The following is a 22,091-nucleotide window of genomic DNA, read 5'->3' on the forward strand; positions in this document are numbered from 1 at the left end:
GGTCTTCCGGAACGTGACTCCTTCCGGTGCCGCCCGCCGCACGTCGCGCACGGGGTTCACTCACGGGGACTATCAGGGGAGCACTCTCATGTACGACTACGACCTTCTGGTCGTGGGGTCGGCCAACGCCGACCTGGTGATCGGTGTCGAGCGGCGGCCGGGGGCGGGTGAGACGGTGCTCGGGTCCGACCTGGTCACCCATCCGGGCGGCAAGGGCGCCAACCAGGCGGTCGCGGCCGCCCGGCTCGGCGCCCGTACGGCGCTGCTGGCCCGGGTCGGCGACGACGCGCACGGGCGGCTGCTGCTGGACTCGCAGCGGGCGGCCGGCGTGGACACGGTGGGGGTGCTGGTGGGCGGGGCGCCGACCGGGGTCGCGCTGATCACGGTGGATCCGTCGGGGGACAACAGCATCGTGGTCTCGCCAGGCGCCAACGGGCGGCTGACGCCCGAGGACGTGGCGGCCGCGGGGAGCCTCTTCCATGCCTCGCGCGTGGTCTCGGCCCAGCTGGAGATCCCGTTGGAGACGGTCGAGGAGGTCGTCCGCAGTCTCGCGCCGGACAGTCGTTTCGTGCTGAACCCCTCGCCTCCGCGACGGCTGCCCGCCGAGGTCCTGGCCGCCTGCGACCCGCTGATCGTCAACGAGCACGAGGCGAAGGTGATCCTGGGCGAGGGCGCGGCCGGGGTGAGCGACGAACCCGCGGACTGGGCGCGGCTGCTGCTGGCCAAGGGCCCGCGGTCGGTGGTGATCACGCTCGGCGCCGAGGGCTCGCTGGTCGCCTCCGGCGAGGGGGTGACCCGGATCGCCGCCGTCGCGGTGGACGCCGTGGACACCACCGGGGCGGGCGACGCGTTCACCGCGGCGCTGGCCTGGCGGCTGGGCGCGGGCGCGTCCCTCGAAGAGGCGGCGGCGTACGCCTCCCGGGTCGGGGCGGCGGCCGTCACCCGGCGGGGGGCGCAGGACTCGTTCCCGACGGCGGAGGAGGTCGGCGCGCTGTGAAGAGGGCCGGAATCCTGAACCGTCATCTGTCCGGGGCGCTGGCCGAGCTGGGGCACGGGGACGGGGTGCTGGTGTGCGACGCCGGGATGCCGATACCCGACGGGCCGCGCGTCGTCGACCTGGCGTTCCGGGCCGGGGTGCCGTCCTTCGCCGAGGTGGTGGAGGGCCTGCTGGCCGAGCTGGTGGTGGAGGGCGCGACGGCGGCGAGCGAGGTGCGGGAGGCGAACGCGGCGGCCTCGGACCTGCTGGACGGGCACTTCCCCGAACTGCGCCTCGTCTCCCACGAGAAGCTCAAGGAGCTGTCGGCCGGCGCGCGGCTGGTCGTCCGCACGGGCGAGGCCCGGCCGTACGCGAACGTGCTGCTGCGGTGCGGGGTGTTCTTCTAGCAGTCCCTGCGCGGCAGGCCCCGCGCAGGCCCCCGGAAAGCTTCGAGGGGGCCCGGTCCGTCGACCGGGCCCCCTCGGGTTTTCCCCTCCGTACCAGAACCCCGATCCCCCCAGATCCCCCTCCGAAGAGCCCTGATGCCACGTACGACCCGCGAGGTGGGCGGAGGGTTGTACGCCTTCTCCGGATTTTTTTCGCGACCGCCTGAGGCGGCCCGGGTGTCAGTGGCGGCCTCTACGTTTTCCTCATGACTCCTGAGGAGACGCGGGGCCGGCTGGGTCCCTTCCGTGACAAGGCGCTCGCGCGTGGGATCCCGGTCGACGAGGTGGAGCGGTGGATGGACACCGCCCGTCCCTGCGCGATCCTGGCGAAGGACGGGGACGGGGACGGGCCGGTCGTGGGCCGGTTCGGTGGTCCGCTGCTGCTTCCCGTCGGCACCCCGCATCCCTCCCACCCCTTCGTCGCCTCCCTCGACCTCGCGGCCCTGCCCGCCGACGCCACGGACCTCCCTCTGCCGGCCGACGGCCGGCTGCTGCTGTTCGCCTACCCCGAGGACGAGGGCGGCGGCGCCGACATGGGGCACGTGCTGTACGTCCCCGCCGATGCGGCCGTGACGGAGCGGGACAAGGACGCCTGGCCCCTGTACGAGATCGACGAGTACCGGGAGGTGTTCGAGCGGTTCCCGGAGGAACCGCTGCGGGCGACGGCCGAGGTCTCCCTGCCCTACCACCACCTGGTCGAACTCCCCGAACCCCCGTACGCCGATGTGCTGCCCGGCCATCCCCACGCCGAGGAACTGGCCGAGGTGTGGGACGAGACGTACGACGACATAGCCGCCTCGGGGCCGCTCCAGCTCGGCGGATACGCCTCGCAGGAGGCCGTCGACGTCGACCCGGTCGCCACCGCCGTGGCCCGCGCGACGGGCCGGGCCCGACCGGCCCTGGAAGAGGTCGCCGACTGGGTGCTGCTCGCGGACTGGTCCCCCGACATCACGGGCCAGGAGGGCGCCACCGTCCACTGGGTGATCCGACGCGGGGACCTGGCCGCGCACCGCTTCGACCGCGCGTTCACCTCGGTCTTCTGGAATCCGTGACCGCAGCCCCATCCCGTCCGTGACGGAATGGGGCTGCGGACGAGGCCGGCACCGCTGATCAGTCCGTGTGGGCCACGAACCGTTCGGCGGTCTCGGCGAGGACCTCGCGGCCGTCGCGGGCCCACAGGACGTCGTTGAAGAGCTCGACCTCGATGGCGCCGGTGTAGCCGGCCGCCTCGACATGGCGCTGCCACTCACGCATGTCGATCGAGCCGTCGCCGATCTGTCCGCGGCCGGTCAGGACGCCCTCGGGCAGCGGGGTCGTCCAGTCGGCGAGCTGGAAGGTGTGGATACGGCCGCCGGCGCCCGCGCGGGCGATCTGCGCGGGCGCGTGGTCGTCCCACCAGATGTGGTAGGTGTCCACGGTCACGCCGACCTGCTGCGCGGGGAAGCGCTCCGCGATGTCGAGGGCCTGGGCGAGGGTGGAGACCACGCAGCGGTCGGAGGCGTACATGGGGTGCAGCGGCTCGATGGCCAGTCGGACGCCGTTCGACTCCGCGTAGGGGCCCAGCTCGGCGAGCGCGTCGGCGATCCGCTCGCGCGCGCCGTGCAGGTCCTTGGAGCCGGCCGGGAGGCCGCCGGAGACCAGGACGAGGGTGTCCGTGCCGAGCGTGGCCGCCTCGTCGATGGCACGGCGGTTGTCGGCCAGGGCCGCGGCCCGCTCCTCGGGGTCGATCGCCGTGAAGAAGCCGCCCCGGCACAGGGTGGTGACGGTCAGGCCCGCGTCGCGGACCAGTTTCGCCGTCTCCTCCACGCCGTACGACTGGACGGGCTCGCGCCACAGGCCGACGTTGCCGACGCCCAGCTCGCGGCAGGTGTCGACCAGTTCCGGCAGCGACAGCTGCTTGACCGTCATCTGGTTGATGGAGAAACGGGAGAGGTCGCCGGTCACTGGTCCACCCCGTACAGCGAGAGCAGGTTCTTCATGCGCTCCTCCGCCAGCTTCGGGTCTGGGAACAGGCCCAGTCCGTCGGCGAGTTCGTAGGCGCGGGCGAAGTGCGGCAGCGAGCGGGCCGACTGGAGGCCGCCGACCATCGTGAAGTGGGACTGGTGGCCCGCGAGCCACGCCAGGAACACCACGCCCGTCTTGTAGAAGCGGGTCGGCGCCTGGAAGAGGTGGCGGGACAACTCGACCGTGGGGTCGAGGAGTTCGCGGAAGCCCGCCGTGTCGCCCGTGTCCAGGACGCGCACCGCCTCGGCCGCCAGCGGGCCCAGCGGATCGAAGATGCCGAGCAGGGCGTGGCTGAAGCCCTTCTCGTCGCCCGCGATCAGCTCGGGGTAGTTGAAGTCGTCGCCCGTGTAGCAGCGGACGCCCTCGGGCAGGCGGCGGCGGATGTCGATCTCCCGCTGGGCCTCCAGCAGGGAGACCTTGATGCCGTCCACCTTGTCCGGGTGCGCGGCGATGACCTCCAGGAAGGTGTCCGTGGCCGCGTCCAGGTCGGACGAGCCCCAGTAGCCCTCCAGCGCCGGGTCGAACATCGGGCCGAGCCAGTGCAGGACGACCGGTTCGGCGGCCTGGCGCAGCAGGTGCCCGTAGACCTCCAGGTAGTCCTCGGGGCCCTTGGCCGCCGCCGCGAGGGCGCGGGAGGCCATCAGGATCGCCTGGGCGCCGGACTCCTCGACGAGGGCCAGCTGCTCCTCGTAGGCCGCGCGGACCTCGTCCAGGGTCGCCGGGCCGGTCAGCTGGTCGGTGCCGACGCCGCAGGCGATGAGGCCGCCGACCGACCTGGCCTCGGCGGCGGACCGGCGGATCAGCTCGGCCGCGCCCGCCCAGTCCAGGCCCATGCCGCGCTGGGCGGTGTCCATCGCCTCGGCGACACCGAGGCCGTGCGACCACAGGTGGCGGCGGAAGGCGAGGGTGGCGTCCCAGTCGACGGCCGCCGGGGAGTCCGGGGTGGTGTCGGCGAACGGGTCCGCGACGACATGCGCCGCCGAGAAGACCGTACGGGAGGTGAGGGGGGTGCCGGAGGTGACGGCGAGGGGCTCCTGCCGGGGCTCGTAGACGCGGAAGCCCCCCTCGGGGTCGGGGAGTCGGACGGTCACAGGGAGACCTCCGGTACGTCGAGACGGCGGCCCTCGGCCGAGGACCTCAGGCCCAGCTCGGCGAGCTGGACGCCGCGGGCGCCGGCGAGGAGGTCCCAGTGGTAGGGGGCGTCGGCGTAGACGTGCCTCAGGAACAGCTCCCACTGGGCCTTGAAGCCGTTGTCGAACTCGGCGTTGTCGGGCACCTCCTGCCACTGGTCGCGGAAGACCTCGGTGGCGGGGATGTCCGGGTTCCAGACCGGCTTGGGGGTGGCGCTGCGGTGCTGGACACGGCAGTTGCGCAGACCGGCGACCGCGGAGCCCTCGGTGCCGTCGACCTGGAACTCGACGAGTTCGTCGCGGTTGACGCGGACCGCCCAGGAGGAGTTGATCTGGGCGATGGCGCCGCCTTCGAGTTCGAAGACGCCGTACGCCGCGTCGTCCGCCGTGGCGTCGTAGGGCTTGTCGTTCTCGTCCCAGCGCTGCGGGATGTGGGTGGCGGTGAGGGCCTGGACGGACTTCACGCGGCCGAACAGCTCGTGCAGCACGTACTCCCAGTGCGGGAACATGTCGACAACGATGCCACCGCCGTCCTCGGCGCGGTAGTTCCAGGAGGGGCGCTGGGCGGTCTGCCAGTCGCCCTCGAAGACCCAGTAGCCGAACTCGCCGCGGATCGAGAGGATGCGGCCGAAGAAGCCGCCGTCGATGAGGCGCTTGAGCTTGAGCAGGCCCGGCAGGAACAGCTTGTCCTGGACCACGCCGTGCTTGATGCCGGCCGCGGCGGCCAGCCTCGCCAGCTCCAGGGCGCCGTCGAGACCGGTGGCGGTGGGCTTCTCGGTGTAGATGTGCTTGCCCGCGGCGATCGCCTTCTTGATCGCCTCCTCGCGGGCGGAGGTGACCTGGGCGTCGAAGTAGATCTCGACGGTCGGGTCGGCGAGGACCGCGTCGACGTCCGTGGAGATGTTCGCCGGGTCCAGGCCGTGCTGCTCGGCGAGTGCCTTGAGGGCGTGCTCGCGGCGGCCGACCAGGATCGGCTCGGGCCACAGCACGGTGCCGTCGCCGAGGTCGAGGCCGCCCTGCTCGCGGAGGGCCAGGATGGAGCGGACCAGGTGCTGGCGGTAGCCCATGCGCCCGGTCACACCGTTCATGGCGATTCGCACCGTCTTGCGTGTCACGTCAGTCCCTTCGTAGGAGTCGTACGCGGTTGTGCGCGCCGCGCACGCTCCACTGATGAGCGTTACAGCAAGCGCTTTCTATCTACGAAGAAGCTAGCCTCTGAGCAGCGGTCTGGACAAGAGCGTGACGGGGTTGAGTTGTTCGAGGGGGCGAACAACGGGGGGTCGGGGCTTTAGGGTCTGGTCGACACGTGATCGGCTCCTGCCCGGCTTTCCGATCGTGGGAACCGGTGCGGGCTTCAGATCTGTGGATGACGACGTACGACGAGGTACCGAGGTACGACGAGATGCGCGACCGGAGGACGACGAGATGACGGTGACCCTGGCGGACGTGGCGGCCCGCGCGCAGGTCTCGCCCGCGACGGTGTCGCGCGTGCTGAACGGGAACTATCCCGTGGCCGCTTCCACCCGCGAGCGGGTGCTGCGCGCCGTGGACGAGCTGGACTACGTGCTGAACGGGCCGGCGAGCGCGCTGGCGGCGGCCACGTCCGACCTGGTGGGGATTCTCGTCAACGACATCGCCGACCCCTTCTTCGGGATCATGGCGGGGGCGATCCAGTCGGAGATCGGGGGGCCGGGCGGGCGGGCCGGGGGTGAGCGGCTGGCGGTCGTGTGCAACACGGGGGGTTCTCCCGAGCGGGAGCTGACGTATCTGACCCTGCTGCAGCGGCAGCGGGCCGCGGCGGTCGTCCTGACCGGCGGGGCGGTGGAGGACGAGCCGCATCAGAAGGCCATGTCGGCGAAGCTGCGGAAGCTGGCGGAGGCGGGGACCCGGATCGTGCTGTGCGGGCGGCCGCCGGCGCCGGAGACCGGGGCCTTCGCGCTGACCTTCGACAACCGCGGGGGCGGGCGGGAGCTGACCGAGCACCTCATCGGGCTGGGGCACCGTCGGCTCGGCTACATCGCCGGACCCGAGGAGCGCACGACCACGCGGCACCGGCTGGAGGGGCATCGGGCGGCCCTCGACGCCCACGGGATCACCGAGGATCCCCGGTGGACCGTGTGGGGGCGCTACGACCGGCAGTCCGGCTACGACGCCACGCTGGAGCTGCTGCGGCGGGATCCGTCGTTGACCGCCGTCGTCGCCGCGAACGACTCCGTCGCGCTGGGGGCGTGTGCGGCGCTGCGGGATTCCGGGCTGCGGATTCCGGAGGACGTCTCCGTCGCCGGGTTCGACGATCTGCCGTTCAGCGTGGACGCGGTGCCGGCGTTGACGACGGTGCGGTTGCCTCTCGCGGAGGCGGGGGCTCGGGCGGGGCGGATCGCGATGGGGCGGGAGGAGCCGCCGCCGGGGGGGATCGCGACGGTTCGGGGGGAGCTGATGGTTCGGGGGTCTTCTGGGGGGCCGCGGGGTTGACGGGGGCTGTTGGGGTGCGGGGGGCGGAGTGCGGGGTGCGCTTCAGCGCGTATTTGCGAAGAAGGATGCACTCGCATGGCCTGAAGATTGACCACCAGGTGGTAGAGAGTCGGTCATGGCTGGCGGAATACCCGATCTCACCGAATTGTGGCAGCGCTTCGACAACTGGCTGGTCGAGCATGCTCCCGGAGACCATGGCTCCTTGCGGCCGGGCTGTCCGAACGGCGAGACAAAGCGCCTGGAGGACAGCCTCGGCTTCCCTCTCCATGAGGATGTGAGGACAACCCTCGCCATGCACAACGGCGTCACCCCGCGGAGGGCCAGTACAGACCCGGGAGCCTTTCTCCTCGGCTACAGCCTCCTGGACGTCGACGGAATCCTGGAAGCTCATCGGGATCTCGTCTCGATGGTGGAGGACGCCCGCGAGGAGGGTGAGGAGGACCTGGTCGTCGGCCGCATCGCCGACAGCCAATGGGTTCCCCTCGCCCGGAACATCTCCGGCGATCTGCTGTTCGTGGACCATCGGCATCATCACCGCGGAGAGATCGGGGAGATGTCGTTCGGCGATCCCGAGTACCGCCTGCTGTGGCCGCGGATGGATCTCATGCTCGTGGATCTGTGCGACTCCGTGGAGAACGGCACTCCGGTGACCTCCGTACCGCGCGTTCCCGTGCTGTACGGGGGGCGGATGCTCGAGTGGCACACCCGCCCCCCGCAGTAGGTCAGCCCACGCGCGCCGCGATCGTCTCCGCACACGTCAAGGACTCCGTGTGCGTGGTGTCGACCTCAACGTCGTAGGTGAGCCCCTGATGGACCACGTGGGCCTGGGACGCGGCCATGCCCTGGACGCGGTCGCCGCGGGCGATTTCGCGGGCGGTGGCGGTGGCGGGGGCGCAGTGGACGCCGACCCAGAGGACGGCAAGGCCGTGGAGGGCCCGTTCCCAGCGGTGGCGGGAGGCGGGGCCGCCGAGGAAGACGTCGTCGACGATGACGCGGGCGCCGGCGTGGGCCATGGCGGCGATGCCGGTGGTCCAGGCGGCGTCGAGGGCGGCGAAGGCGGGGCCGACGTGGACGCCGCCGTCGGGGGCGAAGGTGATGCCGTCGGCGGAGTCGTGCAGCTTGGCGGGCAGTGCCTCGACGAAGGAGTCGACGCCGAAGGCCAGCCAGGGGTCCGGCAGGACGGCTTGGAGGCACCGGACGATTCCCGTCTTCCCCGAGCTGGAACCGCCGTTCAAAAGGATCACCTGAGTCGTTGTCACCGCGTCACCGTAGGGGCGCCCGTGACGGGGGACGAAACGGATTTCGCGACGGGGGGTGAGGAAGGGGACGTTCAGCGGTATCGGCGCCCCGCCCGTCGTAATCTCGATCCACCTTTCTTTCCGGGCAGGGTGCCCGGTCCTTCTGGGCCGGGGTGAATGCCCGCTCCCGCGTAGCGCGGCAGGGGAAGCCGATTCGCCGCCAGGGCGATTCGGCGTCTTGGGCCAGACGGCGCTGAGGCCGACCTCAAGCGGGTGCACAACTCGGAGTTGAGGGCCCGGTGGGGCGGGGTGACAGCCGGGAGCCGTCACTCGGACGGGTGGCGTTGATCGATGGCGTGCGCGATTGGGGAACGCGCGGGCTAGGTTCGCGGCATGTCACGTTTCCGGATGTACCCGACGCGCGAGCAGGCGGAGCAGATGCTCACGCACTGCGCGCACGCCCGGTACGTGTGGAATCTCGCCGTCGAGCAGCACGCGCACTGGCGCAGGTGGCGCAAGGCCGCTCCCGGTTTCGCGGAGCAGTGCCGCCAGCTCACCGAGGCCCGGCGCGAGAACGAGTGGTTGGCCGCGGGGAACGCGGATGTGCAGCAGCAGGCGCTCAAGGACTTCGCCAGGGCCAAGAACGCCCGCTTCACCTCCGGGTTCGGTGAGCCGACCTGGCGCAAGAAGTTCCGTCACGAGGGCTTTAGGGTCATCGGCACCGACCGGGTACCCGAGCACCATGAGGACGGCACGGCGAAGCTGAACGCGAAGACCAGCAAGCAGGTCATGAGCCGGTTGGTCGTGGTGCAGAAGCTGAACCGGCGGTGGGCACAGGTCAAGGTACCCGGCTGCGGCTGGGTGCGGTTCCGGCTCAGCGTCAGGGGCAAGGGCGCGCAGCTGCCCGACGCGAAGACGTTCCGGGTCACCTTCCGCAACGGGCAATGGCACATCGCCTTCGCCGTCATCCCTGAGTCGATTCCCGCACCCGGCACGGGCGAGGTCATCGGCATCGACCGGGGCGTGACCGTGACGGCCGCCCTGTCGGACGGCCGCACGCTGAACTGCCCGCAGCTCACCGTCAAGGAACGCGCTCAGGTCCGCAAGCACCAGCGGCGCGCAGCACGGGCGGAGAAAGGCAGCCCCGAGAAGGCGGCCGGGTATGCGAAGGTGGCCAACCTCAAAGCCAGGGAGGCGAACCGGCGTAAGGACTGGTGCGAGAAGACCAGCACCATGCTCGCCCGCACATGCGACCTGATCCGGTTCGAGAAGCTGAACATCAAGAACATGACCCGCTCGGCGAAAAGAACCGTCGACCAGCCCGGCAAGAACGTGGCCCAGAAAGCCGGGCTCAACCGGGGCATCCTCGCTCAGGGCTGGGGCCTGCTGCGGCAGCGCACCGGGCACAAGGCCTCCGGCCGGGTCGAAGACATTCCCGCCCCCTACACCTCTGTGCGGTGCAGTGCCTGCGGATGGATCGAGAAGAAGTCGCGCAAGAGCCAAGCCGACTTCGCATGCATATCCTGCGGCTTCACCTGCAACGCGGACACCAACGCAAGCATCAACGTCGCGGCAGGACAGGGCGGGATCCCCCGCCCCCGGCGAACAGCCGGTGCCGGAGGGGTGACAACGGCCACCAGCCGTTCGAGCGCCCGTGAACCTCAACCCACCTGGGTTGGAATCCCCCTCTTTTAAGAGGGGGAGGATGTCAACGATGAGTTCCGCACCGCGCCAAGGTCTGCACTTCCGTACCTGCTGATCAAGCATTCCCGCGAGGAACCGGAGACTCCCATGCGCATCGTGATCACAGCTTTCATCAGCCTGGACGGCGTCGTACAGGCGCCCGGCGGCCCCAAGGAGGACACGGACGGCGGGTTCGCGCACGGCGGCTGGACGCACCCGTACTTCGACCCGGAGGTGGTCGGCGGGTCGTGGGACGCGGCGTTGGCGGAGGCGGACGCGCTGCTGTTCGGGCGGCGGACGTGGGAGGCGATGGCCAAGGCGTGGCCGCAGCAGACGGAGGATCCCTTCGCCGACCGGATGAACTCGATCAAGAAGTACGTGGTGAGCCGGACGCTGAGGGATAGCGAGCTGAGCTGGAACAACAGCGTGCTGATTCCGGGGGACGAGGCCCTGGCGCACCTGCGCAAGCTGCGGGAGAGCGGGGAGGGCCGGGACCTGGTGGTCACGGGCAGTTCCGAGCTCGCTCGGACGCTGATGAGCGAGGAGCTCGTGGACGAGCTGCGGCTCATGGTGATGCCGGTCGTCCTCGGCGGCGGCAAGTCGATCTTCCCGGACGACGGTGTGAAGAGCACCTTCGAGCTGGTGTCCACGGCCACGTCCCCGACCGGCACGCAGGTGTGCGTGTACCGGAGGGCGACCACCACGCCCGACCCCGGCTCCGACTCCGACTCCGGCTCCGACTGACGTATGGACGCCATCGTCGTGGGGGGCGGCATCGGCGGGCTGGCCGCGGCCGTGAGCATGCGCCGGGCCGGGCTGGAGGTCACCCTGGTCGAGCAGACGCCGCGGTTCACCGAGATCGGCGCCGGGATCCAGCTCGCGCCCAACGCCACGCGGGTGCTGCGCCGGCTGGGGCTGCTGGACGCGGTCGTGGCGGAGGCGGCCCGGCCCGCCGAGCTGAGCTACCGCACCTGGTCGGACGGGAGCGAGATCTGCCGCTACACCCTGGGCCGTGAGGTCGAGGAGGAGTTCGGGGCGCCCTATCTGCTGCTGCACCGGGCGGATCTCCAGCGGGTCCTGGCCGCCGCGGTACCGGCCGGGTCGGTGCGGCTGAACGCCCTCGTCGTGGGCGTCGACCAGGACGAGCACTCCGCGTACGTGACGATCGCGGGCAGTGAGCGGCTGCGCGCGGACCTGGTCGTCGCCGCCGACGGCGTCCGGTCCGCGGCCCGGCAGTGGCTCTTCGGCGCGGACGAGGCGGTCTTCTCCCGTACGGCCGCCTACCGGGCGCTGCTCCCGGCCGCCGAGGTGGCCGACCTGGACCTGCCGGACGTGGCCCTGTGGCTCGGGCCGGGCCGGCACTTCGTCCACTACTGGGTGCGCCGCGGGGAACTGCTCAACGTCGTGGGGGTGGTGGAGGCGCAGGCGGCGCCGGAGTCGTGGACCGCGCTGGCCGAACCGGGCGAGCAGCTGCGCCAGTTCGACGGCTGGGACCACCGGGTCCTCAAGATCCTCGGCCGTGCGGGGCAGATGCTCCGCTACGGCATCCACACCCGCGCCCCGCTCACCCGGTGGGGCGTCGGGCGGGTGACGCTGCTGGGCGACAGCGCGCACGCGATGGTGCCGTTCCAGGCCCAGGGCGCGGCGCAGGCGATCATGGACGCGGGTGTGCTCGGCGACGTCCTCGCGGGTGCGGCGCCGGACGAGGTGCCCGAGGCGCTCGACCGGTACGCGCGCCGGCGGTTCGGGACCGCCAACAGCGTGCAGGCGGGTTCCACCCGGCAGGGGGAGCTGAACCATCTGCCGGACGGTCCCGAGGCGCGGGCGCGGAACGCCCGGATGGCGGCGCACGCCGCCGGGAACAGGTTCCCGCCCTTCGCGACCGCCTGGGCGGTCGACGTGCTCGACCCCGACGAGCCGACGGTGGGCAAAAGCGTGGACGGGCGGCGCCCGTCGGCCTAGGCTCAGTCCGAGAAACCTCTGACTGAGTCAACCATCCGCGTCAACCATCCGGGGGTCGACGATCATGACCGTGCAGGACATCCGCGCCTTCAACCGCTTCTACACGAACGTCATCGGCGCCCTCGACTACAGCCGCCACCTGTACGCCCCCTACACGCTCACCGAGTCCCGCGTCCTGTACGAGCTCGCGCACTCCCCGCGCACGGACGCGGCCGATCTGCGGACCGAACTGTCCCTGGACGCCGGCTACTTGAGCCGCATCCTCAACAAGTTCGAGCAGGACGGCCTGATCGAGCGCACCACCTCGCACCGCGACCCCCGGCGGCGGCACGTCAGCCTGACCGCACGGGGCCGGGAGACCGCCGTCCTGCTCGCCGAGCGGGCGAACGAGTCCGTGGGCTCACTGTTGGCCACCGTCCCGTCCGCCGAGCGGCCCCGGCTGTCCGAGGCGATGCGGACCGTCCGCGACCTGCTGTCCGACGGCCGGCCGCCCCGCCGCGAGGACGTCGTACTGCGCCGGCCGGGACCCGGTGACCTCGGCTGGATCGTGCAGCGCAACGCCGCGCTGTACGCCGCCGAGTACGGCTGGAACGCCGACTACGAGGGGCTGGTGGCACGGATCGTCGCCGACTTCGCGGAGGACCACGATCCGCATCTGGAGCGGGTGTGGATCGCCGAGCTGGACGGACGGCCGGTGGGCGCCGTGATGTGCGTACGGGACGACGCCCCGGCCACCGCCCGGCTGCGGCTGCTGATCGTCGAGCCCGAGGCACGGGGCCTCGGCATCGGTGACCGGCTCGTCACGGCCGTCGTCGACTTCGCGCGGGGCGTCGGCTACCGCGAGCTCGTCCTGTGGACCAACGACGTGCTCGCCGCCGCCCGCCGGATCTACCAGCGCCACGGTTTCGTCCTCGTCGGCGAGAAACCCCACCGCTCCTTCGGCAAGGACCTCAACGGCCAGGACTGGCGGCTGGACCTCCAGGACAGGGCGGAGTGAGGGACCGGGAGGAGGGCGACTCGCACCGGCCCCCGTCTGGACCCGAGCGGGCGCGCGAGTGAGAGTAGAGGTCATGAAACTGGCGTTCTCCACTCTCGGTGTTCCCGGCCTCCCCCTCGCCGACGTGCTGCGGCTCGCGACCACGCACGGCTATCACGGCGTCGAACTGCGCGCCCATCCGGAGGAGCCGGTCCACCCCGGCATCGATTCCTCCCGACGGGCGGACGCGGCGGCCGAGTTCAAGGCGGCGGGGGTGGAGCTCCTGGGCCTCGCCGGGTACGCGCGGGTGGCCGCCCCGGGCGACGACGAGCCCGTGATCGAGGAGGTCCGCCGGCTCCTGGACCTCGCCCGCGACCTGGGCGCCCCGTTCGTACGGGTCTTCCCCGGCGGCGGCACCGAGCAGAGCCGTCAGGAGGCCGACGCCACGGCCGCCCGGCGGCTGGGCACGGCGGCGGAGTACGCGGCCGACCTCGGCGTACGCATCCTGCTCGAAACCCATGACTCGCACCGCACCGGGGCCGACGCGATCCGGATCCTGGGCCCGGTCGGCCACCGCCACGTCGGCTCGCTCTGGGACGTCATGCACACCTGGCTGGGCGGCGAGCAGCCCTCGGAGTCCTACGCCGCCCTCTCCCCGCATCTCGGCTACGTCCAGGTCAAGGACATCGCCTCGGCCGACGACACCACCCCCCTCCCCCTCGGCGCCGGCGTCCTGCCGCTCGCCGACTGCGTGGAGGTGCTCTCCCGGCACGGCTGGGACGGCTGGCTGTGCTGGGAGTACGAGAAGCGGTGGTACGAGGCCGCCGCACCCCTGCCCGACCTGCTGACCGCGGGCCGCGACCACCTCGCGAGGCTGCTCAACGACTCGGCCTGACCCGGCCGTTCGGCGGCGCGGCGGCCGTGGGCCGGTGGCGCGGCGGACGGTGGTTCAGCGGTGTGCCGGCCGGTAATTCGGTGGTGCGGTGCGGAGGCCGCCGGTTAGCGTCCCCGCCGTGAACCCGCCCGTACCGCGCCCCGCCATGCCCTCATGAGCCTCACCCGTACGTTGATCGACGTACGGCCCCTGCGGACGTCCCCGGTCTTCCGGCGGCTGCTGATCGGGCGCACGGTGTCGGTGCTGGGCAGCTTCATGACGATGGTCACCGTCATGTTCCAGGTGTGGGACACGACCCACAGCACGGTCTGGAGCGGTGCGGTGGGGCTCGCCCAGGCGGTGCCGCTGGTGGTCGTCGGTCTGTTCGCGGGGTCGTGGGCGGACCGGGGCGACCGGCGCCGGATCTTCCTGGCCGCCACCGTCGGCCAGGCGGTCTGCTCGCTGCTGCTCGCCGTGCAGGGCTTCACCGGGGGTGTGCCGGTGGCCGGGGTGCTCGTCCTGGTCGCCGCGCAGTCCTCCTTCGGGGCGGTGGGCGGCCCGGCGGCGGGGGTGTTCCTGCCCCGCCTGCTGCCCAGGGAGCAGGTCGCCGCGGGCCTCGCCCTCAACCAGGTCACGGCCCAGGCGGGGATGCTCGTCGGCCCGGCGCTCGGCGGTCTGCTCCTCGGCTGGACGAGCGTCGGCGTCTGCTACCTGGTGGACGCACTGACCTTCGTCTGCGCGTTCTACGGCGCGTTCGGCCTGCCCGCGCTGCCGCCCGAGGGCGAACCGGCCCGGCCCGGACTGCACGGCGTCCTGGACGGGCTCCGCTTCCTGACCCGGCACCGGGTGGTGCGCGGCGCCCTGATCACCGACCTCGCCGCCACCGTCCTGTCGATGCCGGTGAGTCTCTTCCCCCTGATCAACGCCGAACGCTTCGGCGGCGATCCGCGCACGCTGGGTCTGTTCCTCTCCGCCCTCGCCGTCGGCGGTGTCGCGGCGTCCGCCTTCTCCGGGTCGGTCACCCGGCTCGCCCGCCCCGGCCTGGTGATGCTCTGCGGCGCGACCGCCTGGGGTGTCGCCCTCGCCCTCTTCGGCCTGATGACCCGCCCGTGGCCGGCGCTCGCCCTGCTCGTGGCGGCCGGTGCCGCGGACGCCCTGTCGGTGGTCTCCCGGGCCACGATCGTGCAGACCCGCACCCCCGACGCCCTCCTGGGCCGGGTCACCGCGGCCGAGCAGATCGTCGGCCAGGCCGGTCCGCACCTGGGCAACCTCCGCGGCGGCCTGGTCGCCGGCTGGACCTCGGGCGCGACGGCCCTGGTCACGGGCGGCCTGCTGTGCGTGCTGGCGGTCGCCTACGTGGGCGCGAGCACGCCCGAACTCCGGAAGGGCCCCACGGGCGGACCGTGACCGTAGCGGCCGGGTCCGGGCGAGCGGGGTGACGCGGACCTCCTACGGTCGTGCCCGGAACCCCGCCACCCGCTCCTCCAGTCGCGCCCGGCGCTCCGGCCACTCCTCGGCCGTGATGGAGAAGATCGCGGAGTCGCGGAGGCGGCCCTGCTCGCCCGGGGCCGAGGAGCGGGACCAGTTCCGCAGGACGCCCTCGAAGCGGGCGCCGACGCTCTCGATGGCCGCGCGGGAGCGTTCGTTACGTGCGTCGGTCTTCAGGTCGACACGGGAGACGCCCCACTTCTCGAAGGCGTTGCCGAGCAGGAGCAGCTTGGCCTCGGCGTTGACACCGGTGCCCTGGGCCGAGGCGGCGAGCCAGGTGAACCCGATCTCGACGGCGTCGAGCCGGTCGTCGGCGAGCCAGCAGCGCGGTTCCCAGTAGGAGGTGGCCCCGACCGCCCGGCCCGTGGCGGCGGAGATCTGCGCGTACGGCGCGAGACGTCCCGTGGCGGCGCGGGCGAGCTGCGTGTCGACGTATTCCTCGACCTCGTCGGCGCGGGGTACCCAGGTGAACGCGTAGGTGGCGCGGTCCTCCTCGGCCGCCACGGCCAGGTCGGGCACGTGTCGCCGCTCCAGTGGTTCCAGGCGTACCAACTCGCCCTCCAGGACCGGTCCCGCCAGCTTGAAGCCCATCCTCGCCCCCTCACCACCCCGCGGTCAGCGCGGCGAACTCCTCGTGGAAACCGGGGAAAGTCTTGCGGACGCATCCGGGGTCGTCGAACGAGATACCGGGGACCCGCAGCCCGGTGACCGCGAAGGACATCACGATGCGGTGGTCGCCGTAGGACGTGATCTCCGCGCCCGTCAGCGGAGCGCCGGGGCGGATCTCGATCCAGTCGGGGCCGGTCGCCACCTCGACGCCCAGCCGGCGCAGGTTCTCCGCGCAGGCGTCCAGGCGGTCGCACTCCTTGACGCGGGTGTTCGCCACGTCCTCGATCCGCACCGGTCCGGAGGCGAAGGGAGCGATCGCGGCGAGGGTCGGCATGGTGTCGGAGATGTCCCGCATGGCGACGGTCAGGCCGCGCAGTTCGCCGGTGCCGCGGACCGTCGTCCCGTTCGGGCCGACCGAGACCTCCGCGCCCATCCGGCGCAGCACGTCCACGAAGCCGAGGTCGCCCTGGAGGGCGTCCGCGCCGAGGCCGGGGACGGTGACCTCGCCGCCGGTGACCGCCGCGGCGGCGAAGAAGTAGCTCGCCGTGGAGGCGTCGGGCTCGATGGAGTAGGTCGTGGCGCGGTAGCCGCCGGGCGGGACCACGAAGACGTTCCCCTCCCTCGTCACCTCCGCCCCGAAGGCCCGCATCATCGCGATCGTGATCTCCACGTACGGCACCGAGACGAGGTCGGTGACCAGGACGCGCAGCCCCGTGCGGGTCAGCGGGCCCAGCAGCAGCAACGCCGTCAGGTACTGCGAGGACTGGCCCGCGTCCAGCGTCACCTCGCCGCCCTCGACACCGGTGGCCGTCACGGTCAGCGGGTGGTGCCCCTCGGCCTCCTCGTGCCGCAGGTCCACACCGAGGTCGCGCAGGGCCCTGCTCAACGGCCCCAGCGGGCGCCTGCGCATCTGGGGCGAGGCGTCGAAGCGGTAGGTGCCGTGGCCGGCCGCCGCCAGGGTCGGCAGGAAGCGGGCCGTGGTGGCGCCGTCCCGGCAGTACACGTCCGCCTCGGGCTCCGCCGGCCCCTGCGGGCGGCCGTCGACCTGCCAGGCGTCCCGTGTCCGGCCCACCCGGTAGCCGAGCCGGGCCAGCCCCTCGGCGAAGCCCTCCGTGTCGTCCGAACGCAGCGGGCGCACCAGGGTGGTGACGCCGTCGGCCGCGGCGGCCAGGAACAGGGCGCGGGCGGTGATGGACTTGGAACCGGGGATCTCCACTACGGTCATGCCCCGCATGATCGCCCGACGCCCGCCCGCACCGCCGGGACGTCCACGGGATGGAACGGCACGGCCCCGAAAACCGAGGATGGGGCCGGGGATGGGGGCCGCCATCGGCGCTGTTGGAGGGGGGCGCGCCGATGGCGACATGCTGCCGGCCGCGGTACGGCGGAGAGGGTTCGTCAGCGTTCGCAGCCAGCAGCGAGGCCGACACCGCACCGCGGTGACTCTCCGGCAGCTTGCGGGTTGGACGGGCGGGAGGGAAGCGGGGTTCCCGGCTCCGCCCCGATTTCCCGAAGTTGGTGCAGCCGGGAGGAACGGGGTGCAGGGGACGGGTGAGCAGGTGCCGTGACCCTTGACTGGCAGAAACTTCCCGGATATTGGTGACCTCTCGGAAGTTTCCTTCAGCGGATCATCTCCGGAAGGAGCGCACGTGCCCTCCAGACGTACCGTCCTCGCCGCCACGGCGGGAGTCACCGCCGCCCTGGCGACCGGCACCCCCGCACAGGCCGGTGGCCACGACGACAAGAAGCTCCGCTCCCTCATCTCCCGTATGACACTTCAGGAGAAGGTCGGCCAGCTCTTCGTGTCGCGGGTCTACGGCCACTCCGCCACCGCCCCCGACCAGGCCGACATCGACGCCAACCTGAAGGAGATCGGCGTCCGCACGGCGGCCGAACTCGTCGCGAAGTACCGGGTCGGCGGGATCATCTACTTCACCTGGGCGCACAACACCCGGGATCCGCACCAGATCGCGGACCTGTCCAACGGCATCCAGCGGGCCTCCCTCACCCAGCCGCGCGGCCTGCCCGTCCTGGTCTCCACCGACCAGGAGCACGGGATCGTGTGCCGGGTCGGCGAGCCCGCCACCCTCTTCCCGGGGGCGATGGCGGTCGGCGCCGGGGGTTCCCGCGAGGACGCCCGCGCTCTCGGCCGGATCGCCGGACGGGAGCTGAAGGCGCTCGGCATCGGGCAGAACTACTCCCCCGTCGCCGACGTGAACGTCAACCCGGCCAACCCGGTCATCGGGGTGCGCTCCTTCGGCTCGGACCCCCGTGCGGTCTCCGCCCTCGTCGCCGCCGAGGTCGCCGGCTACCAGGGCGCCCGGGTCGCCGCGACCGCCAAGCACTTCCCCGGGCACGGGGACACCGCCGTCGACAGCCACTACGGCTTCCCGGTCATCACGCACAGCCGCGAGCTGTGGGAGCGGCTGGACGCCGCACCCTTCCGGGCCGCGATCCGCGCCGGCATCGACTCGATCATGACCGCGCACATCCAGTTCCCGGCCCTCGACGACTCCGGCGACCCGGCCACCCTCTCCCACCCGATCCTCACCGGCATCCTGCGCGAGGAGCTCGGCTACGACGGGGTGGTGGTCACGGACTCGCTGGGCATGGAGGGCGTACGGACCAAGTACGGCGACGACCGGGTGCCCGTGCTCGCGCTCAAGGCCGGGGTGGACCAGCTCCTCAACCCGCCCTCCCTGGACGTCGCGTGGAAGGCGGTCCTGAAGGCCGTACAGGACGGAGAGCTCACCGAGGAACGGCTCGACGCGTCGGTCCTGCGCGTGCTGCGGCTGAAGGCGAAGCTGCGGCTCTTCGAGGCGCCGTACGTCAGCCAGGCCGGGGTCACCCGCACGGTCGGCGTCCGGGCGCATCTGGCGGCGGCCGACCGGATCGCCGAGCGGACGACCACGCTGCTGGTCAACGAGGGGCGCCTGCTGCCGCTCGACCGCCGCGAGCACCCCAAGGTCCTCGTCGTCGGCGCCGACCCCGCCTCGCCGTCCGGCACGACCGGCCCGCCCACCGGGGTCCTCGCCGCCGCCCTCACCGAACTGGGCTTCACGGCCACCGCCCTGTCCACGGGCACCGCGCCCTCCGCCGCCACGATCGCGCGGGCCGTCGCGGCGGCGCGGGAGGCGGACGCGGTGGTGGTCGGGACGTACAACGTCTCGGCGACCAGTGCGCAGAAGACGCTGGTCGAGCAGGTGGCGGCGACCGGCACGCCGGTGGTCGCGGTCGCGATCCGCAACCCGTACGACGTGGCCCACCTGCCGTCCGTGCCGGCGTACCTGGCGGCCTACTCCTGGACCGACGTCGAACTCCGGGCGGCGGCACGGGTGATCGCGGGGCGGGTCGCGCCCCGCGGGAAACTGCCGGTTCCGGTGCAGCGGGCGGACGATCCGGCGCGGGTTCTGTATCCGGTCGGGCATGGGCTGACGTACTAGACGTACGTCAACCAACCGGTACACCACCCCCGAAAGGCGCAAAGCCCCCCGCACGTCTGGCGTGTGCCCGCCGCGGCGGGTCACGCTGGTCGGGGGTGTCGGGGGATGGCGATGCGTGAGAGTTGTTCCGTGGGGGCGGTGTGTGCGCTGATGGCGCTGCTCGCCACCCTGCTCACGGGCTGTCAGGGACCGGGCGGCGACGGCGGGAAGGACGGCCGCCTCACCACCGGGGCGTCACCCGCACCCGCCCGGACCTCCGGGTTCGGAGCGGTGTTCCTCGCCGTCGACGAGTGCAGTTCCTTCGGTACGACCAGCTTCACCGAGGTCGGCTGCCGCAGCGAGCGAGCGGCAGCCAAGGTCGTGGCGCGTCACGACGGCACGGCCGGCGACGGTCCGGCCTGCCCGGGGACCACGGACTTCGTCCTGCACATCAGCGAGCAGAGCCCGGTCTCCGACGAGGACGGCGACGGGGCGATCCCCCAGGGCTACGCCTGTATGCGCAACCTCCAGCCGCCGCACCCGGGCGATCCGGGCGGCGGGGGTGGGCCCCGCACCATCCAGGGCGATTGCGTCTACAGCCTGGGCGACGGGCAGGTCCGCGAGACCGCGTGCGACGGCACGGGCCGCAAGCGCCCCGAGTACAAGGTGACCGAGGCGGTCACCCGGCGCGACCGGTGCCCGCTGTCCACCGCCCTGTACGTCCAGCTCGGCGGCGAGCGCCCGGTGGGGTGCGCGCGGCCCGTATGACACGACGGCCGACCGGTTGGGTGAACCGGTCGGCCGCCCGAGCGGGACTGCTCATCCGCCCACGGACGTCATCTGCTCACGGGCGCAGGGTGAACTCGCGCTCCACGTTCCTCTTGTCCAGCTTCGCGTCGAACTTCGCCAGCGGCTTGGCCTGTTCCACGGCGGTGTCGGAGACGCCCGCCCAGTCCAGGATGCGGGCGGTGGCGAAGGCCTCCTCGTCGGCGTCGAGGCCGGCGACGTTGGCGCCGTGGTTCATGCCGGGGGCGGTGAGGACGTAGGAGTCCTTGGCGCCCTTGTCGACACGGAAGGGCTCGGCGCCCCACGGGTCGTTCTGGCCGTACACGTAGAGCATGTGACGGGCGTTGTGGCGGACCCAGGTGTCCACGTCACGCATCGCCGACGGCTGGAACCTCATCGGGATGTCACGCGGGACGAAGTTCCGCGGCGGCTGGTAGCCGTAGCGGATGTACTGCTTCTCGATGTGCGGGAAGTGGATCGTCGGCGCGCCGAGCTGCGTGCCGGCCTGGTAGTAGTACGGCGTGTACGGCTCCAGTCCCTGGTCGGCGTAGGCGCTGAAGCCGACGATGGTGTCGACGGAGGACCAGATCTCGTCGTCGGTGGCCGTCTTCGCGTCGGCCGGGATCTGGCCGCAGCCTTCGAGCAGGCTGTACTGCCAGAAGCCCCAGACGTAGTCGAGGACGACGGCCTCGTAGGCCTTGTCCAGGCTGCCGATGGTCTCGAAGGTGAGGCCGTTCTCCTGCGCGTAGGCCGCGTACTTCTTCTCCAGCGGCTCGCGGCGCACCAGCGCCTCGCGCTGCACGCCGTTCAGCCGGTCGCGGCACTCCTTGGTGCCGACGGTGGCGAAGAAGCGGTCGTAGGCCGAGTCCTCGTGGTTCACCACGTCGTTGGGGGCCACGTAGGCGACGACGCCGTCCATGTCACGGGGGTAGAAGCGCTCGTAGTAGGTGGCGGTCATGCCGCCCTTGGAGCCACCGGTGGAGATCCAGTTCTTGGCGTAGATCTTCTTGAGCGCCTTGAAGACGCGGTGCTGGTCGCTGGCCGCCTGCCAGATGTCCAGCTTGGACCAGTTCGCCGGGTCGGGGCGGGACGGGGTGAAGAAGCGGTACTCCAGGGAGACCTGGTTGCCGTCGACGATCTGGGTCGGCTCGCTGCGGCGGGGCGTCGTGGAGACGTTGTAGCCGCTGGTGAAGAAGACCGTCGGGCGGGCGACGTCCTTGTGCAGCACGGTGATCCGCTGCTGGAAGGTGCCCTTGGAGGGGTGCCGGTGGTCGACCGGCTGGGTGTAGTTGAGGACGAAGTAGCGGTAGCCGGTGTACGGCTTCTCCTGGATCAGGCTCATCCCCGGTATGGAGAGCAGCTGTTCCTTGATGTCCGTGGTGGCGGTGGCCTCGGGCTCGGCGGCGGTGGCCGCGCCCGCCGTCGTCAACGTGCCTATCAGCACGGTGAGCGCCAGCAGCCATCTGAGCGCCTTGCGCATGCACCCTCCCCAGGTGATGTCAGATGTCCGCCGGAAGCTAGCGGATCAAGTGGCCCGTGCACAGGGGAGTTGCGGACTTCATGGGGAAAACCCTCTAGGGAAACCGTTGTTCAGCAGAGAATCCAGCCGGTGCCGACCGATCCGCCGCCGACCGCGCCCTTCACCTTGACGCAGCGGCGGCCGGCGTGTGTCTCCCTCGGCCCGGCGAAACGCGAGTACTGGCCCTCGTCCTTGTTCGGGTGGAAACCGCGCGCCTGGACGCTGACCATCATGTACTGCCGTATTCCGGGCTTCTTGGGCAGAGTGATCACACAGACCGTGCCGCGCCGCTTGTGGATCTGCACGGAACCCGTCGAGAACGTCAGCGTCTTGACCTTGCGGCCCGCGCAGGACTCGGCGGCGGCGTGGGCACTGCCCGGCATCGTGAGCGTGAAGGTCCCGGACGCGGTCAGCACGGCCAGACCGAGCGCGAGGCGCCGGCGCATCCCACCACGGTTCACTGTCGTCCCTCCCGCACCCCGGCCATGTTGCGTACTGGTGTACGG

The 22,091-nt window shown here is 71.8% G+C and carries 21 protein-coding genes; 13 read left to right on the forward strand and 8 right to left on the reverse strand.

All coding sequences use genetic code 11. The annotated features are described in order from the left end of the window. Positions 1-88: 88 nt before the first annotated feature. The 3 genes from SLINC_RS16585 to SLINC_RS16595 all read left to right on the forward strand — a co-directional run bounded on the left by SLINC_RS16585 (position 89) and on the right by SLINC_RS16595 (position 2,474). Positions 89-997 (forward strand): ribokinase, encoded by a 909-nt coding sequence (locus SLINC_RS16585; RefSeq protein WP_067433053.1) that lies wholly within the window; start codon positions 89-91, stop codon positions 995-997. Continuing rightward, complete coding sequence (rbsD, locus tag SLINC_RS16590) at positions 994-1,383, forward strand: D-ribose pyranase (protein ID WP_067433057.1); 390 nt, start codon at positions 994-996, stop codon at positions 1,381-1,383. Before SLINC_RS16585 ends, rbsD begins: the two co-directional genes overlap by 4 nt. Before the next feature lie 245 nt (positions 1,384-1,628). Continuing rightward, positions 1,629-2,474 carry a DUF1963 domain-containing protein gene (locus tag SLINC_RS16595; protein WP_067433068.1) on the forward strand — a complete coding sequence of 282 codons (846 nt, stop codon included), beginning with the start codon at positions 1,629-1,631 and terminating at the stop codon, positions 2,472-2,474. 58 nt (positions 2,475-2,532) lie between these two features. Here SLINC_RS16595 and SLINC_RS16600 read toward each other — a convergent pair whose 3' ends face one another. From SLINC_RS16600 to SLINC_RS16610, 3 genes are read right to left on the reverse strand one after another with little or no spacing between them, the layout of a single operon-like run. Beyond that, complete coding sequence (locus tag SLINC_RS16600; RefSeq protein ID WP_067445418.1) at positions 2,533-3,330, reverse strand: sugar phosphate isomerase/epimerase family protein; 798 nt, start codon at positions 3,328-3,330, stop codon at positions 2,533-2,535. Between the two features lie 32 nt (positions 3,331-3,362). Beyond that, on the reverse strand, positions 3,363-4,517 hold the full coding sequence (locus tag SLINC_RS16605; RefSeq protein WP_067433072.1) for a dihydrodipicolinate synthase family protein: 1,155 nt from the start codon (positions 4,515-4,517) through the stop codon (positions 3,363-3,365). Beyond that, positions 4,514-5,671, reverse strand: coding sequence for a Gfo/Idh/MocA family protein (locus SLINC_RS16610; protein WP_067433075.1), 1,158 nt, complete (start codon positions 5,669-5,671; stop codon positions 4,514-4,516). Before SLINC_RS16610 ends, SLINC_RS16605 begins: the two co-directional genes overlap by 4 nt. A gap of 310 nt (positions 5,672-5,981) precedes the next feature. On the opposite strand from SLINC_RS16610, the gene SLINC_RS16615 reads away from it, so the two are divergent. Continuing rightward, complete coding sequence (locus SLINC_RS16615; RefSeq protein WP_067433078.1) at positions 5,982-7,028, forward strand: LacI family DNA-binding transcriptional regulator; 1,047 nt, start codon at positions 5,982-5,984, stop codon at positions 7,026-7,028. Between the two features lie 115 nt (positions 7,029-7,143). Continuing rightward, entirely contained in the window at positions 7,144-7,749 is a 606-nt protein-coding gene (locus SLINC_RS16620) for an SMI1/KNR4 family protein (protein WP_067433082.1), read from the forward strand. A 1-nt stretch (position 7,750) separates the two neighbouring features. Here the strand turns inward: SLINC_RS16620 and cpt are convergent, their stop codons facing one another. Further along, positions 7,751-8,287: a chloramphenicol phosphotransferase CPT gene (cpt, locus tag SLINC_RS16625; RefSeq protein ID WP_225988404.1), complete on the reverse strand. Its 537-nt coding sequence runs from the start codon at positions 8,285-8,287 to the stop codon at positions 7,751-7,753. Between the two features lie 372 nt (positions 8,288-8,659). Here cpt and SLINC_RS16630 point away from each other — a divergent pair, with 372 nt between their 5' ends. The 6 genes from SLINC_RS16630 (at position 8,660) to SLINC_RS16655 (ending at position 15,168) form a co-directional block, all read left to right on the forward strand. After that, complete coding sequence (locus SLINC_RS16630) at positions 8,660-9,961, forward strand: RNA-guided endonuclease InsQ/TnpB family protein (RefSeq protein WP_067433088.1); 1,302 nt, start codon at positions 8,660-8,662, stop codon at positions 9,959-9,961. A gap of 96 nt (positions 9,962-10,057) precedes the next feature. Further along, positions 10,058-10,693, forward strand: a complete 636-nt coding sequence (locus tag SLINC_RS16635) for a dihydrofolate reductase family protein (protein ID WP_067433091.1) — start codon at positions 10,058-10,060, stop codon at positions 10,691-10,693. Between the two features lie 3 nt (positions 10,694-10,696). After that, the gene (locus SLINC_RS16640; RefSeq protein WP_067433094.1) at positions 10,697-11,911 is read left to right on the forward strand and encodes an FAD-dependent monooxygenase; all 1,215 of its coding nucleotides are present in this window, start codon (positions 10,697-10,699) and stop codon (positions 11,909-11,911) included. Positions 11,912-11,975: 64 nt separating this feature from the next. After that, positions 11,976-12,908 (forward strand): bifunctional helix-turn-helix transcriptional regulator/GNAT family N-acetyltransferase, encoded by a 933-nt coding sequence (locus SLINC_RS16645; RefSeq protein WP_067433097.1) that lies wholly within the window; start codon positions 11,976-11,978, stop codon positions 12,906-12,908. A 73-nt stretch (positions 12,909-12,981) separates the two neighbouring features. Beyond that, positions 12,982-13,782, forward strand: a complete 801-nt coding sequence (locus tag SLINC_RS16650; protein ID WP_067433100.1) for a sugar phosphate isomerase/epimerase family protein — start codon at positions 12,982-12,984, stop codon at positions 13,780-13,782. 153 nt (positions 13,783-13,935) lie between these two features. After that, the gene (locus SLINC_RS16655) at positions 13,936-15,168 is read left to right on the forward strand and encodes an MFS transporter (protein ID WP_067433103.1); all 1,233 of its coding nucleotides are present in this window, start codon (positions 13,936-13,938) and stop codon (positions 15,166-15,168) included. Between the two features lie 42 nt (positions 15,169-15,210). Here the strand turns inward: SLINC_RS16655 and SLINC_RS16660 are convergent, their stop codons facing one another. Both SLINC_RS16660 and aroA read right to left on the reverse strand, forming a co-directional pair. Then, positions 15,211-15,840, reverse strand: a complete 630-nt coding sequence (locus SLINC_RS16660; protein WP_067433111.1) for a GNAT family N-acetyltransferase — start codon at positions 15,838-15,840, stop codon at positions 15,211-15,213. Between the two features lie 10 nt (positions 15,841-15,850). After that, positions 15,851-17,083, reverse strand: a complete 1,233-nt coding sequence (aroA, locus tag SLINC_RS16665; RefSeq protein ID WP_067445419.1) for a 3-phosphoshikimate 1-carboxyvinyltransferase — start codon at positions 17,081-17,083, stop codon at positions 15,851-15,853. Between the two features lie 424 nt (positions 17,084-17,507). On the opposite strand from aroA, the gene SLINC_RS16670 reads away from it, so the two are divergent. Together SLINC_RS16670 and SLINC_RS16675 are read left to right on the forward strand one after the other, a co-directional pair. Then, positions 17,508-19,301 carry a glycoside hydrolase family 3 protein gene (locus SLINC_RS16670; protein ID WP_079164563.1) on the forward strand — a complete coding sequence of 598 codons (1,794 nt, stop codon included), beginning with the start codon at positions 17,508-17,510 and terminating at the stop codon, positions 19,299-19,301. 111 nt (positions 19,302-19,412) lie between these two features. After that, positions 19,413-20,048 (forward strand): hypothetical protein, encoded by a 636-nt coding sequence (locus SLINC_RS16675; protein WP_067445423.1) that lies wholly within the window; start codon positions 19,413-19,415, stop codon positions 20,046-20,048. Between the two features lie 76 nt (positions 20,049-20,124). Here SLINC_RS16675 and SLINC_RS16680 read toward each other — a convergent pair whose 3' ends face one another. Both SLINC_RS16680 and SLINC_RS16685 read right to left on the reverse strand, forming a co-directional pair. Beyond that, the gene (locus SLINC_RS16680) at positions 20,125-21,546 is read right to left on the reverse strand and encodes a S28 family serine protease (RefSeq protein WP_067433114.1); all 1,422 of its coding nucleotides are present in this window, start codon (positions 21,544-21,546) and stop codon (positions 20,125-20,127) included. A 110-nt stretch (positions 21,547-21,656) separates the two neighbouring features. Continuing rightward, positions 21,657-22,031 (reverse strand): hypothetical protein, encoded by a 375-nt coding sequence (locus SLINC_RS16685; protein WP_067433117.1) that lies wholly within the window; start codon positions 22,029-22,031, stop codon positions 21,657-21,659. Positions 22,032-22,091 lie beyond the last annotated feature (60 nt).

It is taken from the genome of Streptomyces lincolnensis (assembly GCF_001685355.1).
GTDB lineage: Bacteria > Actinomycetota > Actinomycetes > Streptomycetales > Streptomycetaceae > Streptomyces > Streptomyces lincolnensis.